Origin of the sequence: Candidatus Microbacterium colombiense, from assembly GCA_029203165.1 — a bacterium.
GTDB classification, from domain to species: Bacteria; Actinomycetota; Actinomycetes; order Actinomycetales; family Microbacteriaceae; genus Microbacterium; species Microbacterium colombiense.
The window spans coordinates 3,161,171-3,175,780 of sequence record CP119308.1 but is presented as its reverse complement, the minus strand read 5'-3'; the positions used below and the strand labels follow the sequence as shown (position 1 = coordinate 3,175,780).

Genomic DNA, 14,610 nt, shown 5'->3' with positions numbered 1-14,610 from the left:
TTTCAGCCGTCCTTCGGGATCTGGCAACCCTTTCAGGAGGAACGTTCTTGTTTAGCGCCATCGCGCGGATCTTCCGCACGCCCGACCTGCGTCGGAAGATCGGTTTCACTCTGGCGATCGTCGCCATCTACCGGCTGGGCTCCAACGTCCCTGCTCCGTTCGTGAATTTCCCGAACGTCGAGGAGTGCCTCGCCCAGAACTCCGGCGCGGACGGCCTGCTCGGGTTGGTCAACCTCTTCTCCGGCGGTGCGCTCCTGCAGCTGTCGATCTTCGCCCTCGGCGTCATGCCGTACATCACGGCGACGATCATCACGCAGCTGCTCCGCGTCGTCATCCCGCACTTCGAGGCGCTGCACAAGGAAGGTCAGGCCGGCCAGGCCCGCCTGACCCAGTACACGCGTTACCTCACGATCGCGCTGGCCCTCCTGCAGTCCACGACCCTCGTTACCGTCGCACGCAGCGGACAGCTCTTCGGTGCGTCCGACCTGGCCGCCTGCAACAACCTGCTGACCAACGACGTGTGGTGGGCACAGCTGCTCATCATCATGGCGATGACGGCCGGTACCGGACTCATCATGTGGTTCGCCGAGCTCGTCACCGAGCGCGGCATCGGCAACGGAATGTCGCTCCTCATCTTCACGTCGATCTCCGCCACCTTCCCCGGTGCCATGTGGATGATCTGGGAGAGCAAGGGCTTCGAGACCTTCCTCCTGGTACTCCTCGTGGGAATCATCGTGATGGGCCTCGTCGTGTTCGTCGAGCAGTCCCAGCGGCGCATCCCTGTGCAGTACGCCAAGCGCATGGTCGGTCGCCGCACCTACGGCGGGACGAACACGTACATCCCGATCAAGGTGAACATGGCGGGTGTGATCCCCGTGATCTTCGCGTCGTCGCTGCTGTACATCCCTGCGCTGATCGCGCAGTTCAACACCCCGCAGGACGGCTCCACGCCGGCCGCCTGGGTCACCTGGATCAGCACGTACTTCACCACGGGCAACCACCCGATCTACATGGCGGCGTACTTCCTGCTGATCATCGGCTTCACCTACTTCTACGTGGCCATCACGTTCAACCCGGTCGAGGTCGCCGACAACATGAAGAAGTACGGCGGGTTCATCCCGGGCATCCGTGCCGGGCGCCCCACCGCCGAGTACCTCGACTACGTGCTCACCCGCATCACGCTCCCCGGTTCCATCTACCTGGGTCTCATCGCGCTGATCCCGCTCATCGCCCTCGCCACGGTCGGCGCCAACCAGAACTTCCCGTTCGGTGGCGCGTCGATCCTCATCATCGTGGGTGTCGGTCTCGAGACGGTCAAGCAGATCGACGCGCAGCTGCAGCAGCGCCACTACGAAGGGCTTCTTCGATGACAGCATCCGCACGGCTCCTGATCGTCGGCCCGCAGGGCTCCGGCAAGGGCACGCAGGGTGTGCGCATCGCCGAGTCGTACGGCATTCCCGTGGTCTCCACGGGAGACATCTTCCGCGCGAACATCAAGGAGGGGACGCCGCTCGGCCAGCAGGTCACGGCGATCCTCGACAAGGGCGACCTCGTGCCGGACGAGCTGACGAGCGAGATCGTGCGCGATCGACTGTCGCAGGATGACGCCGCGAACGGCTTCCTCCTCGACGGGTACCCGCGCAACACCGCACAGGTCGGCCACCTCGAGGCTTTCCTGGCCGAGCGTGGCGAGTCGCTCGACGCCGTCATCCTGCTCGACGTGCCCCGTGAGGAGAGTCTCTCGAGGCTCACCCTCCGTGCCACGGAGCAGGGACGGTCGGATGACACCCCCGAGGCCATCGGGCACCGTCTCGACATCTACGAGCGCGAGACGGCTCCGATCATCGAGGTCTACGGCGCCAAGGGCATCGTCGACCGCATCGACGGTGTCGGCTCCCTCGAAGAGATCACCGATCGCGTGTTCGCCGCCCTGACCGCTCGCGGTCTGCGGCTCGCGGCCTGAGCGACCGGAGATGTTCCGCCGCTCGATCTACAAGACCCCGGCTCAACTGCGAGCCATGGTCGAGCCCGGCCTCATCACGGCGGCGGCATTGGATGCCGTGCGCCCACTGATCCGTGCCGGTGTGACCACGCTGGCGCTCGATGAGGCTGCGAACCGCACGATCCTCGAGCGTGGCGCCGAGTCGAACTTCCAACTCGTTCGCGGCTACAGCCACACGATCTGCGTATCGGTGAATGATCAGGTGGTTCACGGCATCCCCGGCGATCGGGTGCTGCAGCCCGGTGACATCGTGTCCGTCGACTGCGGCGCGCAGTTCGAGGGATGGAACGGCGACAGCGCCGTGACCTTCGTGGTGCCGGATCCGGAGCGCGACGAGCTCGTCGCCCGCCGTGAGGAGCTCTCCCGAGTGACCGAGGGATCCATGTGGGCCGGCATCGCGGCCATGGCGTCGGTCTCGCACATCGGTGAGATCGGTGCGGCGATCCAGGCGTACATCGAGGCCCAGGGGACGTCGGTCGTGTCGGGGGAGACCTACGGCATCCTCCGGGAGTACGTGGGGCACGGCATCGGCCGCAAGATGCACGAGGCGCCGAGCGTGTTCAACTACCGCACGCCCGACCCCGGCCCGGAGGTCAAGCCCGGTCTGGTGCTCGCGATCGAGCCCATGGTCACGGCCGGTGGTGAAGCGACCTATGTCGAGGACGACGAGTGGACCGTCACGACGGTCGACGGCTCCGACGGATCGCACTGGGAGCACAGCGTGGCCCGGCACGACGGCGGCATCTGGGTGCTGACCGCGGCGGATGGCGGTGTAGAGGGGCTCGCTCCGTTCGGCGTCGTGCCCGTCCCACTCGCCTGACGCGCTTCATCCACGAGACTCCACATCGTCGGCGAGAAACCACTCTGCGCGCGAGACGACGCATCAGGCATGCTGTCTCATGGCGTTCGTGGTTTCTCGCGCGGATTGTGGCGCAGGGACGCGAGCATCTGCGACTGCGCCGGGCGTACGAGCGGAACGCCGGCGGCACGCAGCGCGCGACACAGCGGCTCGACCTGCCACGCATCGCGCAGTTCCCACCGCGCGAACGGATGCCCATGCCGGCGCAGCCGATCCTCACGGCGCTTCTCGTCTCTGAGCGCTCGAGCCGCGGCATCCGGGTCGGTAAGACCGTACTTCTGCCATCCGTCCGCCTCGCCGATCGCGCGTCGGGTGGGGAAGAGGAAGTCGACGCGGTCCAGTGCCCCGTCGTAGCGGAACTCGGACTGGAGTTCGGGTCGCTCGAAACCGCTCCATGAGATCACCGCACGGCTGATGCTCTCGGCCGGCGACTCGGATCGCTTGTCACTTTCGCCCAGGGCCCAGCGAAGGCGCCGCCGCCCGCGATCATCCACACGCGCGAGTGAATGATCCCAGAGGCGCTCCATCGAGAGCGTGCCGCCCTGCACCGGAGAGATCGCGCTGTCGACGAGCGCGAGCGCGTGCGCGGGAGGGAGCAGGCGGGCCAGGTCGGTGACGGTGTCGAGCGCACTCGACAAGAGTGTGTGACCGACGCGCACCACCGTGCGTGCGTCGACGCTGGTGTGCACGCAGACGTCACCGAACCGTCGGCTGGTTGCACGTTCCGGATCGTGGACGTGGATGTCCCGCGGCTCCCCGAACAACGGCAGACCATGCAGCACCGCCGCGGACTCGAGGCACAGGATCGCGTCGGGATGCCGCTGCACGAACGCGTGGACCCGCACCGCGTAACGTCGCCACGGCGGCAGCGCCAGGTAGCCCGCCCGTTCGACATGGATGCCGCGACGCAACCGCATCCACCGGGCACCCGTCACACGGATGCCGAGAAGTCGGGCCTCGCTTGCGACGATGAGCGGGAGCGGGGAAGCGAGTACGGCGCGGTCGGAGAGGGAGAGCATGCGACGATTCTGCGACGCGCTGGCGGCCCCATTCGTCGACCGGCCCAGCATCGGCGAACACCCGGTGCGCACGACCGGTTGTGCAGGAGGAGTCAGTCCGCCACGAGAAACTTCCCCGTCACGAGAAGCATCCCCCGTTGCGAGAACCACCGTGGGCGGGTGTGTCTCGCGACGGAAGGTGATTCTCGCGGCGGGAAGTGCGTCACGGAGGGGCGCCGCTCACACGAACCGCATAGGCTGATGAAGGAAGATCACTAGGTACTTGCGTCTGCATGGATTGCGGCGATACCGAGAGAAACGGAACACAATGGCAGCGGCGAAGAGCAACACCAACTGGTTCGCGATCGGGGTCTCGGCCGCGGTCGTGGTGGTTCTCGTGGTTCTAGGCGGGCTCGTCGTGTTCCTGAACAACCAGGCCACTGCTCCCGGCGTCACCCCGACCGGTGCCACCATCAACAAAGAGACCGGTGCGATCACGGTCGGCAACGGCGATGATGAGATCGGAACATACATCGATTTCATGTGCCCGATCTGCGGCCAGTTCGAGGACGCCTACGGTGAGCAGCTGCAGACCGCTGCAGCAAACGATGAGATCACCCTGAGCATCCACCCGATCGCGATCCTCGATCACCTGTCGCAGAACACCGAGTACTCCTCGCGCGCCGCGAGTGCGATGTACTGTGTCGCCGAAAACGACCCCGATGCGACCGTTCCCTTCATGAACCTCTTGTTCGAGAACCAGCCGGCCGAGAACTCGACCGGTCTGGATGACGCACAGCTCGCCGACTTCGCCTCGCAGGCGGGTTCCGAGAAGGCGGCGGACTGTATCGCCGACGGCACCTACAAGAAGTTCGTCGCCGACATGACGAAGCTGACGCCCCTGGACCCGGATACCGGTCGTATGGGAACCCCCACGGTCACGATCAACGGAGACCGCATCTCCAACGCCGATATCCAGACGGAGTTCGCCAAGATCCTCGGCTGACCTGTCTGCTGAGACCCCGAGTCCGACGGACTCGGGGTCTCAGCATTTGCCGGATCGCCCCAGAGCGTCTAACATAGATCTTTGGTGCTTTGTGCCTTGATTCGGCGTGTCCGGCGGCGCAGCACCACCAACCAATCACCCACCGCAGATCGACCGATCTGCAGAAGCGTCAGCGAGGCTATGGCTAAGAAAGACGGTGTCATCGAGATCGAGGGCGTGATCTCCGAGGCTCTGCCCAACGCGATGTTCCGCGTTGAGCTCAGCAACGGACACAAGGTCCTTGCAACGATCTCCGGCAAGATGCGGCAGAACTACATCCGTATCATCCCCGAGGACCGTGTGGTCGTGGAGCTCAGCCCCTACGACCTGACCCGCGGCCGTATCGTCTACCGCTACCGCTGATCGGTCGAGAAGTAACGGCCTGCCCCTGACGGGGCGGTACGAAGACAGCGAACAGGAAAAATCATGAAGGTCAACCCCAGCGTCAAGCCCATCTGCGATCACTGCAAGGTGATCCGCCGTCACGGCCGCGTCATGGTGATCTGCAAGAGCAACCCGCGTCACAAGCAGCGCCAGGGCTGAACCGCCCCGCTGCGTGAGGCATCGCTCGCGCACATCTCATAACTGAATACACGAACGGCAGGATCAGAACCCGCGGAAGCGGGGGACACCTCGGGCGGAGGCCCGGGCACCGATCCTGTTCCACACCTCCACAACACCCAGGAGAACCGCATGGCACGTCTTGCCGGCGTTGACATCCCGCGCGACAAGCGCGTGGTGATCGCCCTTACCTACATCTACGGCGTCGGCCGTACCCGCTCGGTCGAGATCCTCAAGGCGACGGATATCGACGAGAGCATCCGCGTGAAGGACCTGAGCGACGAGCAGCTCATCGCCCTCCGCGATCACATCGAAGGCACCTACAAGGTGGAGGGTGACCTGCGCCGCGAGGTTGCAGCAGACATCCGCCGCAAGGTCGAGATCGGCTCCTACGAGGGCATCCGCCACCGTCGTGGTCTCCCGGTCCGTGGTCAGCGCACCAAGACCAACGCCCGTACCCGCAAGGGCCCGAAGCGCACCGTCGCAGGCAAGAAGAAGGCCCGCTAAGCGCGGCCTCAGGGACTAGGAGAACACTTTCATGGCTGCACCCAAGGCCGCCGCGCGCAAGCCGCGCCGCAAGGAAAAGAAGAACATCGCGCTGGGCCAGGCCCACATCAAGTCGACGTTCAACAACACGATCGTCTCGATCACCGACCCGACCGGCGCTGTCATCAGCTGGGCATCGTCGGGTGGCGTGGGCTTCAAGGGCTCGCGCAAGTCGACCCCGTACGCCGCAGGTCTGGCCGCAGAGTCGGCCGCCCGTCAGGCGCAGGAGCACGGCGTCAAGAAGGTCGACGTCTTCGTGAAGGGTCCGGGCTCCGGCCGCGAGACCGCGATCCGCTCGCTCCAGGCCGCAGGCCTCGAGGTGGGTTCGATCCAGGACGTCACCCCGCAGGCGCACAACGGTTGCCGCCCGCCGAAGCGTCGCCGCGTCTGATCCGGCTGGTGCGAGGGGTGCTCCGGCATCCCTCGCACGCCCGCGTGCGGGCATCGACCTCCACAACTCAAGACCTCACCCACCACATGTCATATAGCGGACATGTGATCGAAAGGAACACAGAGTGCTTATTGCACAGCGTCCCACACTGACCGAGGAAAAGATCGTCGAGAACCGTAGCCGGTTCATCATCGAGCCTCTGGAGCCCGGCTTCGGTTACACGATCGGCAACGCGCTGCGCCGCAGCCTGCTGTCGTCGATCCCCGGCGCCGCGGTCACCAGCGTTCGCATCGACGGTGTGCTGCACGAGTTCAGCACCATCCCCGGCGTGAAGGAGGATGTCACCGAGATCATCCTCAACATCAAGCAGCTCGTGGTCTCCTCGGAGCGCGACGAGCCCATCACGGCGTACCTGCGCAAGACCGGTGCGGGCGAGGTCACGGCCGCTGACATCTCGGCTCCGGCCGGTGTCGAGGTCCAGAACCCCGAGCTCGTCATCGCGACGCTGAACGACACCGCGAAGTTCGAGCTCGAGCTCACGATCGAGCGTGGCCGTGGCTACGTCTCGGCGACGCAGAACCGCAACGAGTACGCCGAGGCCGGACAGGTTCCGATCGACTCGATCTACTCGCCGGTCCTGAAGGTCAGCTACCGCGTCGAGGCGACTCGTGCCGGTGAGCGCACCGACTTCGACAAGCTCGTGCTCGACGTCGAGACCAAGTCCTCGATCAGCCCCCGCGACGCCGTCGCGTCGGCTGCGAAGACCCTCACCGAGCTGTTCGGTCTCGCGCGCGAGCTGAACGTCGAGGCTGAGGGCATCGAGATCGGCCCGGCACCGGTGGAGGCAGTCAACTCCAGCGAACTGTCGATGCCGATCGAGGACCTCGACCTGTCGGTCCGGTCGTACAACTGCCTCAAGCGTGAAGGCATCAACACTGTTTCGGAGCTCGTCGCCCTCTCGGAGACGCAGCTCATGAACATCCGCAATTTCGGCCAGAAGTCGGTCGACGAGGTGCGCGACAAGCTCATCTCGCTCGGTCTGTCGCTCAAGGATTCGGTGCCCGGTTTCGACGGCGCCCACTTCTACGGCGGCAGCGAAGACGAGTCCTTCTGACCCACCCGGATTGTCAGCTGGCAGAGGCCAGCTGACCCGACCTTTCCTGACCAGGAGTGAGAAATGCCCAAGCCCACTAAGGGTCCCCGCCTCGGAGGCGGCCCCGCACACGAGCGTCTGATGCTTGCCAACCTGGCGGCGTCGCTCTACACGCACAAGTCGATCAAGACGACCGAGACCAAGGCCAAGCGCCTGCGTCCGCTCGCCGAGCGTCTGATCACCTTCGCCAAGCGCGGAGACCTGCACGCCCGTCGTCGCGTTCTCGCGGTCATCGGTGACAAGAGCGTCGTTCACACGCTCTTCGCCGAGATCGCTCCGCTGGTCGCTGACCGTGAGGGCGGCTACACCCGCATCACGAAGGTCGGCAACCGCAAGGGTGACAACGCGCCCATGGCCGTGATCGAGCTCGTTCTCGAGCCCGTCAACCCGAAGCCGAAGTCCGCCAAGAAGGCTGCGAAGGCTGAGAAGCCTGCCGAGGTCGTCGAGGAGGCACCGGTCGAGGAGGCTCCCGAGGCTCCGGCCGAGGAGGCTCCCGTCGAGGAGACCACCGAGGCTCCGGCCGAGGAGAAGTCCGAGTAACGACTCGTCTTCCTGACGAAGCCCGCCATCCCTTCGGGGGTGGCGGGCTTCGTCGTCGGTGCGTCCGCCTCTCAGCGAGCGCGCAGGTCCTTGCGCAGGATCTTCCCCGAGCTCGACTTCGGGATCGCATCGATGAACTCGACCTGCCGCACCTTCTCGTGTGGCGCGACGTGGGCGGCGACGTGGGCGATCACGGCGTCGGCATCGAGGTCCGCCCCCGGCTGCACGACGACGAACGCCTTGGGCACCTCCTGGCCGTCGTCGTCGAGGGCGCCGATGACGGCGGCGTCGGCGATGGACGGATGCTCCAGGAGCACGGCTTCGAGGACAGCCGGCGCGACCTGGTACCCCTTGTACTTGATGAGCTCCTTCAGACGGTCGACGATCCGGAAGATCCCGTCAGGGGTCATCGTCGCCACGTCTCCCGTGTGCAACCATCCGTCGGCGTCGAGCATCTCGGCCGTCGCTTCGGGCCGGTTCAGATAGCCCTGCATGACCTGCGGCCCGCGGATCAGCAGTTCGCCCGGCTCGCTCGCCCCCTCGGTGGGCACGTCGACCTCGGCACCGGATTCGGCGTCGATCAACCGTGCCTCCGTGCCTGCGAGCAGAAGACCGACCGTCGATCGGTCGATGTCGGTGCGGTCGTAGGGGATCGCGTGGGTGACGGGGCTCGTCTCGGTCATGCCGTATCCCTGGCAGACCGTGCATCCCAGGCGCGTGGCGACCGCGGTGGCGAGGGTGCCGTCGAGGGGTGCGGCACCGGAGAAGATGACCTTGACGGCGGAGAGATCGTACTGATCGACGAGCGGATGCTTCGCCAGGGCCACGGCGATCGGAGGTGCGATGAAGACCCAGCTGGTCCGATGCTCCGCGACCACGCGCAGGAACTCCACGAGGTCGAACTTCGGCATCGTCACGAGCGCCGCGCGCTGGCGCAGGGCGAAGTTCAGCAGCACGGTCATGCCGTAGATGTGGAAGAACGGGAGGACTGCGAGCACTCGGTCATCGTCCGCGAGTGAGATCGTGGATCGGCATTGGGTCACGTTCGCGACCAGGTTGCGATGCGTCAGCATGACGCCCTTGGGGCGTCCGGTGGTGCCCGACGAGTAGGGGAGCACCGCGAGATGGGTCGCCGGGTCGAAGGTGACGTCGGGCGCGGCACGCCCCTCGCCCAGCAGTGCGGGCAGAGAAGGATGGCCCTCGACGCCGTCCAGCACGATCAGGTGCTCGGCGTCGATGCCGACCTGTGCGGCGGCCGCGCTGGCTCCCGTCAACAGAGGGGAGACGGTGATCAGCCAGTCCGCGCCGGCGTCGGTGAGCTGGTTCGCGATCTCCTCCGGTGTGTAGAGCGAGTTGATCGTGGTCGCGGTGGCGCCGGCGCGCAGGATGCCGTGGAAGACGGTCGCGAATGCCGGGATGTTCGGGCACAGCACGCCGATGCGCGTTCCGACGCCGACCCCGCGGGCGGCCAGCGCTCCGGCGAAGAGGTCGATCTGGCCGATCAGTTGGCGATACGTGGTGGTGGCGCCGCTCATGCCGTCGATCAGCGCGACGGAATCGAGCCGTTCCTCGTCGAGGTCGCCGAAGAGGAAGTCGTGCACGGAGACAGCGGGGATCTCCAGGTCGGGGAAGGTGCTGCGAACCATGAGATCTCCTTCGATCCGGTCTCGGCCGACGTCATCGTCGGCTGTGCGATCCAGTCTCGCACAACAGGAGATTGCGTCCCAGGGGTGGTACGGGTTCAGAGAGGTCGAGGTTCGCCCGACTCCGCCACGCGATAGCGAGTGCTCGGGCGCCCGTTCGTGGAGTAGTCGAGAGTGCGCGTCGCACGTCCGGAGCCTGCGAGATGCTCGAGGTAGCGGCGGGCGCTGACGCGCGACACCTGCACGTCGTCGCCGATCTCGGTCGCGGACGCATCGGGACGAGCGGTGAGGGCCGTCGTCACGCGCTCGAGGGTCTCGGCGCTCAGCCCCTTGGGCAACCCGAACCGCTCCCGGAACGCGATGATGGCATCGGCCGTCTCCACTCGGCGCACCACGTCGTGCAGCTCGGTGTGATCGCGCAGCAGCAGTGTCGCCTCGACGCCCCGGCCGTCGACCTCGCTCCCGGTGCTCCGTGCCACCAGTACGTGCGGTCCGACGATCACCGGTCGCCCGACCGCCTCGCCCTCCCGCAGCAGCGTCGCAAGCTCCGGTCCGAGCGCGTCGGTGGCGGTGGCGCCGTCGAGCGCGGTCACGTCGACCCCGAGCAGGCGTGCGGCGGCGTCGTTGGCGAGTGTGATCGTGCCCTGAGCGTCGACGGTGATCACCCCTTCGCTCAGACCGTGCAGCGTCGTCTCCTGGTTCTTCACGAGCGCCGCGATCTGATGGGGTTCGAGACGGTAGATGCGACGACGGATGACGGAGGTCACCCAAGCCGACCCGAACACCCCGAGCACGGCGGCGGCGAGCATCGCCGAGATCAACCAGGCGAGGTTCGCCAGGAACTCCGCGTTCAACTCGGACTCGAGGATGCCGACGGATGCGGTGCCGATCACAGCACCCTCGCTGTCGTGGATGGGCACCTTCACCCGCCACGACGTGCCCAGTGTCCCCGTCTGCGTTCCCACATAGATCTGTCCCGACAGCGGCACGGACGGATCGGTCGACACCTTCTTGCCGATGCGGTCGGGGTCGGGGTGCGAGTAGCGGATGCCGTCCTCGTTGGCCACCACGACGTACGCGAGATCCGACGCCTTGCGGATCACCTCCGCGACCGGCTGGATGGCGGCGGAGGGGTCGTCGTCGTCGAAAGCATCGAGGATGGTCGGCAGCTGTGCGACCGATTGGGCGACCGCCTGCATCCGGTCCTTGTAGGCCTCCCGCAGCGCCTGCTCCTGGAAGGCGCCGGCGACGACGCCGGTGGCGAGGGTCACCAGGAACACGATCAGCGCCTGCAGGAGCAGCAGCTGTACACGGAGCGTCATCTTCGAGGCCACACCCCATTCTTGCCCGTGGATCCGGAGGCCGCGAGAGCGGGGCCCGCACGATCGCGACCAATAGTTTCGGAACCGGGAGCAATAGTTTCCGAAGCTTGAGCGGTCTCGAGCGACCTTCCAGGGTGGACGCACAGTACTCGTCGACGCTCAAGGAGGAGCGCACATGAACAACGCACGCATCGGAAGCCTGATCGCCATCGCGACGGTGACGGCCGTGGCACTGACAGGATGCGCGTCAGGCGGCGCATCCGACGACGCAGGAGCAGGTGGGCAGGTGGAGGTCACCGACCTGTCGATCGTGGTCCCCGCCGACCCGGGCGGCGGGTGGGATCAGACCGGCCGCGCCCTGTCGCAACTGCTCACGAAGGACGGCATCGTCGGTTCGGCGCCGGTGACCAACGTCGGCGGAGCGGGCGGGACCGTCGGCCTCGCGCAGCTCGCGAACGAGAGGGACCCCGACACTCTGATGGTGATGGGGCTGGTGATGGTCGGTGCCGTCGAGACCAACGCATCGGCCGTGCGCATCGAGGACATGACGCCCATCGCACGACTCACCGACGAGCCCCTGGTGGTCGTGGTGCCCGCGGAGTCGGACTACAACACCCTGGAAGACCTGGTCGAGGACGTGGTCGACAACGGTCAGGCGGTCACCATCACGGGCGGCTCGGCCGGAGGCGCGGATCACATCCTCGCCGGACTGATGCTCGAGGAAGCCGGACTCGACGGCGCCGAGATCGCCGAGAAGCTCAACTACACACCCAACTCCGGGGGAGGGGAGGCGACCTCGCTGATCCTCGGCGGCAAGGTGGCCGCGGGTATCTCGGGCGTCGGGGAATTCCTCCAGCACATCGAGGCCGGAACTATGAAGGCGCTCGCCGTCTCCTCCGACGAGGCGGTGCCGCAGTTGCCGGACGTGCCCACCATCACGGAGGCGGGGTACGACGTCGTGCTCACCAACTGGCGTGGGGTGATCGCGCCCGGCGACATCGACGACGCCCATCGTGCCGAGCTGGAGCGCATCGTCACGGAACTGCACGAATCGGACTCCTGGGCGGCCGAGTTGGAGACCAGGGGATGGGCGGACGCCTTCCTCACCGGAGCGGAGTTCGACGAGTTCCTGACCGCGAACATCGACGAGGTCACCGCGACGCTGAAGAACATCGGCCTGGTCGGCTGAGATGATCGACGGATCTTCGCGGGAAGGATCCGACGCCGTGCGGGCCGGTATGCGCCGGCCCGCATTCGCCGTCGGCTCGCTTCCCCTCGGTGAACTGGTCTTCGCCGCTCTCATGGTGGCGCTCGGCATCTTCGCGCTGGTGGGCGTGTTCACGATCCATGTCCCCATCGGGTCGCAGGTGGGGCCGACGGTCTTCCCGATCTTCGTCGCGACACTCCTGCTCGGCGCCGCCGTCGCGGTGCTGGTGAGCGTGCTGCGAGGACACCGCGGGGTTCCCGAAGGAGGGGAGGATGTCGATCAGAGCCTCCCCACCGACTGGATCACCCTGCTCAAGATCGTCGCCTTCGTGGTGGCGCATCTCGTGCTGATCGACCTGGTCGGCTGGGCTCCGGCCGCCGCCCTGCTTTTCGGCGGAGTGGCCTGGTCGCTCGGGGCGAAGCGCTGGTGGGTCGCGATCGCTGTCGGCGCCGCGCTCGCTGTGGTGGTGCAGATCGTCTTCGGCGGGCTGCTCGGGCTGTCGTTGCCCTGGGGTCCGGCGCTCGGTTGGTTGGGGAGGATGTTCTGATGGACAGTTGGACTCTGCTCCTCGAGGGATTCGCCACGGCGCTGCAGCCGCAGTACCTCGTCTTCGCGTTCTTCGGAGTGCTGATCGGTACCGCGGTCGGCGTGCTCCCCGGCATCGGTCCGGCCATGACGGTCGCTCTGTTGCTCCCGCTCACCTACACGCTCGACCCCACGGCCGCGCTCATCACGTTCGCGGGGATCTACTACGGGGGGATGTACGGCGGTTCGACCACCAGCATCCTGCTGAACACTCCCGGCGAGTCCGCCTCGATCGTCACGGCGATCGAGGGGAACAAGATGGCGAAGCTCGGACGCGGGGCGGCGGCTCTCGCCACCGCGGCGATCGGGTCGTTCATCGCCGGCACCCTCGCCACGATCGGCCTGACGTTGCTGGCTCCGGTGCTCGCCCAGTTCGCCGTGAATCTCGGGCCCGCCGACTACGTGGCACTGATCGTCGTCGCCTTCGTCACGGTCGGCGCTCTGATGGGGTCGTCCGTCCCGCGCGGTCTGCTGTCGCTCGGGCTCGGCCTCTTCCTCGGGCTGATCGGCACCGATCAGCTGTCGGGGCAGCAGCGGTACACGCTCGGCATGCTGCCGTTGGCCGACGGCATCGACATCGTGCTGGTCGCGGTCGGACTCTTCGCCGTCGGCGAGACGCTCTACATCGCGGCGCGGCTTCGGCACGGCGCGATCGCGGTCATCCCGGTGAGCCGCGGGTGGCGCAGCTGGATGACGCGGGAGGACTGGCGTCGCTCGTGGAAGCCGTGGCTGAGAGGCACCGCCATCGGATTCCCCATCGGCACGATCCCCGCCGGTGGCGCTGACGTCGCGACCTTCCTCTCGTACGCGACCGAGCGCAAGCTCTCGGCGCACCGTTCGGAGTTCGGCCGTGGCGCCATCGAGGGCGTCGCCGGACCGGAATCGGCGAACAACGCGGCTGCGGCGGGGGTGCTCGTGCCCCTGCTCACGCTGGGGCTGCCCACCACCGCGACCGCCGCGATCATCCTCACCGCGTTTCAGTCGTACGGGCTCCAGCCGGGTCCGATGCTCTTCACCAGCCAGTCGTCGCTCGTGTGGGCGCTGGTCGCGAGCCTCTACATCGGCAATGTGATCCTGCTCGTGCTCAACCTGCCGCTGGTGGGCATGTGGGTGAAGCTGCTGCAGATCCCCCGCCCGTACCTGTACGCGGGAATCCTGGTGTTCGCCGCCTTCGGTGCCTACGCGCTGAACTATTCGATCGTCGACATCCTGATCCTGCTGATCATCGGCGTCCTGGGGTACTTCATGCGGCGGTTCGGGGTGCCGGTCGCCCCGCTCGTCGTCGGCATGATCCTGGGGCCGATGGGAGAAGCGCAGCTGCGACGCGCGCTCCAACTGAGTCAGGGAGATCTCACGACCCTCGTGGCGCAGCCGTTCGCGGCGGTCGCGTATGGCGTGCTCGCCCTGCTGGTCGTCGGCGGATTGTGGCTCCGACGCCGCCAGCAGCGCTACGAACAGGCACTGACGGAATCGATCGCGGTGCCGATCCGCGCCGACTCGGAGGTCTGACCCCCCGCAAGTGGGGGTTCCGCCGTGGAGAGGACGACGGATGCCGACGCCTGTGGTCTCCTGGAAGGAGAGGCGCACGCATTCCCCACTCCCCACCTCCGCGGCGCCTCTTCCGATCGGCCTCACGATTCGCGTGACTCCCACTGCGCGATGTTGCACAGGCTCCGGAACACCCGGCCACGGCTCTCGTGGCCGGGTGCTCCGCCTGTGCGCGCGTCGGGCGGGGACGCCCCGCGGGAGTAGGCTGGT

The 14,610-nt window shown here is 66.7% G+C and carries 16 protein-coding genes; 13 read left to right on the top strand and 3 right to left on the bottom strand.

The genetic code is table 11. The features are described 5' to 3' along the window. Positions 1–47 precede the first annotated feature (47 nt). From secY to map, 3 genes are read left to right on the top strand one after another with little or no spacing between them, the layout of a single operon-like run. Positions 48–1,370 (top strand): preprotein translocase subunit SecY, encoded by a 1,323-nt coding sequence (gene secY, locus P0Y60_15500; GenBank protein WEK60686.1) that lies wholly within the window; start codon positions 48–50, stop codon positions 1,368–1,370. Continuing rightward, entirely contained in the window at positions 1,367–1,963 is a 597-nt protein-coding gene (locus tag P0Y60_15495) for an adenylate kinase (protein ID WEK60685.1), read from the top strand. Before secY ends, P0Y60_15495 begins: the two co-directional genes overlap by 4 nt. A gap of 10 nt (positions 1,964–1,973) precedes the next feature. After that, entirely contained in the window at positions 1,974–2,822 is an 849-nt protein-coding gene (gene map / locus P0Y60_15490) for a type I methionyl aminopeptidase (protein WEK60684.1), read from the top strand. A gap of 77 nt (positions 2,823–2,899) precedes the next feature. Here the strand turns inward: map and P0Y60_15485 are convergent, their stop codons facing one another. Further along, positions 2,900–3,880, bottom strand: a complete 981-nt coding sequence (locus P0Y60_15485; protein ID WEK60683.1) for a hypothetical protein — start codon at positions 3,878–3,880, stop codon at positions 2,900–2,902. 307 nt (positions 3,881–4,187) lie between these two features. On the opposite strand from P0Y60_15485, the gene P0Y60_15480 reads away from it, so the two are divergent. The 7 genes from P0Y60_15480 to rplQ all read left to right on the top strand — a co-directional run bounded on the left by P0Y60_15480 (position 4,188) and on the right by rplQ (position 8,095). Then, positions 4,188–4,865, top strand: coding sequence for a thioredoxin domain-containing protein (locus tag P0Y60_15480; GenBank protein WEK60682.1), 678 nt, complete (start codon positions 4,188–4,190; stop codon positions 4,863–4,865). 180 nt (positions 4,866–5,045) lie between these two features. After that, complete coding sequence (gene infA / locus P0Y60_15475) at positions 5,046–5,267, top strand: translation initiation factor IF-1 (protein ID WEK60681.1); 222 nt, start codon at positions 5,046–5,048, stop codon at positions 5,265–5,267. A gap of 63 nt (positions 5,268–5,330) precedes the next feature. Then, entirely contained in the window at positions 5,331–5,447 is a 117-nt protein-coding gene (gene rpmJ / locus P0Y60_15470; protein WEK60680.1) for a 50S ribosomal protein L36, read from the top strand. Positions 5,448–5,597: 150 nt separating this feature from the next. Beyond that, the gene (gene rpsM / locus P0Y60_15465) at positions 5,598–5,972 is read left to right on the top strand and encodes a 30S ribosomal protein S13 (protein ID WEK60679.1); all 375 of its coding nucleotides are present in this window, start codon (positions 5,598–5,600) and stop codon (positions 5,970–5,972) included. 31 nt (positions 5,973–6,003) lie between these two features. Beyond that, positions 6,004–6,402: a 30S ribosomal protein S11 gene (rpsK, locus tag P0Y60_15460; protein WEK60678.1), complete on the top strand. Its 399-nt coding sequence runs from the start codon at positions 6,004–6,006 to the stop codon at positions 6,400–6,402. Positions 6,403–6,526: 124 nt separating this feature from the next. Further along, entirely contained in the window at positions 6,527–7,516 is a 990-nt protein-coding gene (locus tag P0Y60_15455) for a DNA-directed RNA polymerase subunit alpha (GenBank protein WEK60677.1), read from the top strand. 63 nt (positions 7,517–7,579) lie between these two features. Continuing rightward, positions 7,580–8,095, top strand: coding sequence for a 50S ribosomal protein L17 (gene rplQ, locus P0Y60_15450; GenBank protein ID WEK60676.1), 516 nt, complete (start codon positions 7,580–7,582; stop codon positions 8,093–8,095). Between the two features lie 71 nt (positions 8,096–8,166). Here rplQ and P0Y60_15445 read toward each other — a convergent pair whose 3' ends face one another. Continuing rightward, a complete protein-coding gene (locus tag P0Y60_15445; GenBank protein WEK60675.1) occupies positions 8,167–9,741 on the bottom strand; it encodes an AMP-binding protein in 1,575 nt (524 codons plus the stop codon). Positions 9,742–9,836: 95 nt separating this feature from the next. After that, a complete protein-coding gene (locus P0Y60_15440; GenBank protein WEK60674.1) occupies positions 9,837–11,072 on the bottom strand; it encodes a PAS domain-containing protein in 1,236 nt (411 codons plus the stop codon). Positions 11,073–11,235: 163 nt separating this feature from the next. On the opposite strand from P0Y60_15440, the gene P0Y60_15435 reads away from it, so the two are divergent. From P0Y60_15435 to P0Y60_15425, 3 genes are read left to right on the top strand one after another with little or no spacing between them, the layout of a single operon-like run. Continuing rightward, entirely contained in the window at positions 11,236–12,249 is a 1,014-nt protein-coding gene (locus P0Y60_15435; GenBank protein ID WEK60673.1) for a tripartite tricarboxylate transporter substrate-binding protein, read from the top strand. Between the two features lies 1 nt (position 12,250). Beyond that, positions 12,251–12,814 (top strand): tripartite tricarboxylate transporter TctB family protein, encoded by a 564-nt coding sequence (locus P0Y60_15430; GenBank protein WEK60672.1) that lies wholly within the window; start codon positions 12,251–12,253, stop codon positions 12,812–12,814. After that, complete coding sequence (locus tag P0Y60_15425; protein WEK60671.1) at positions 12,814–14,361, top strand: tripartite tricarboxylate transporter permease; 1,548 nt, start codon at positions 12,814–12,816, stop codon at positions 14,359–14,361. The genes P0Y60_15430 and P0Y60_15425 overlap by 1 nt, the downstream gene beginning before the upstream one ends. The last annotated feature ends 249 nt before the right edge of the window (positions 14,362–14,610 follow it).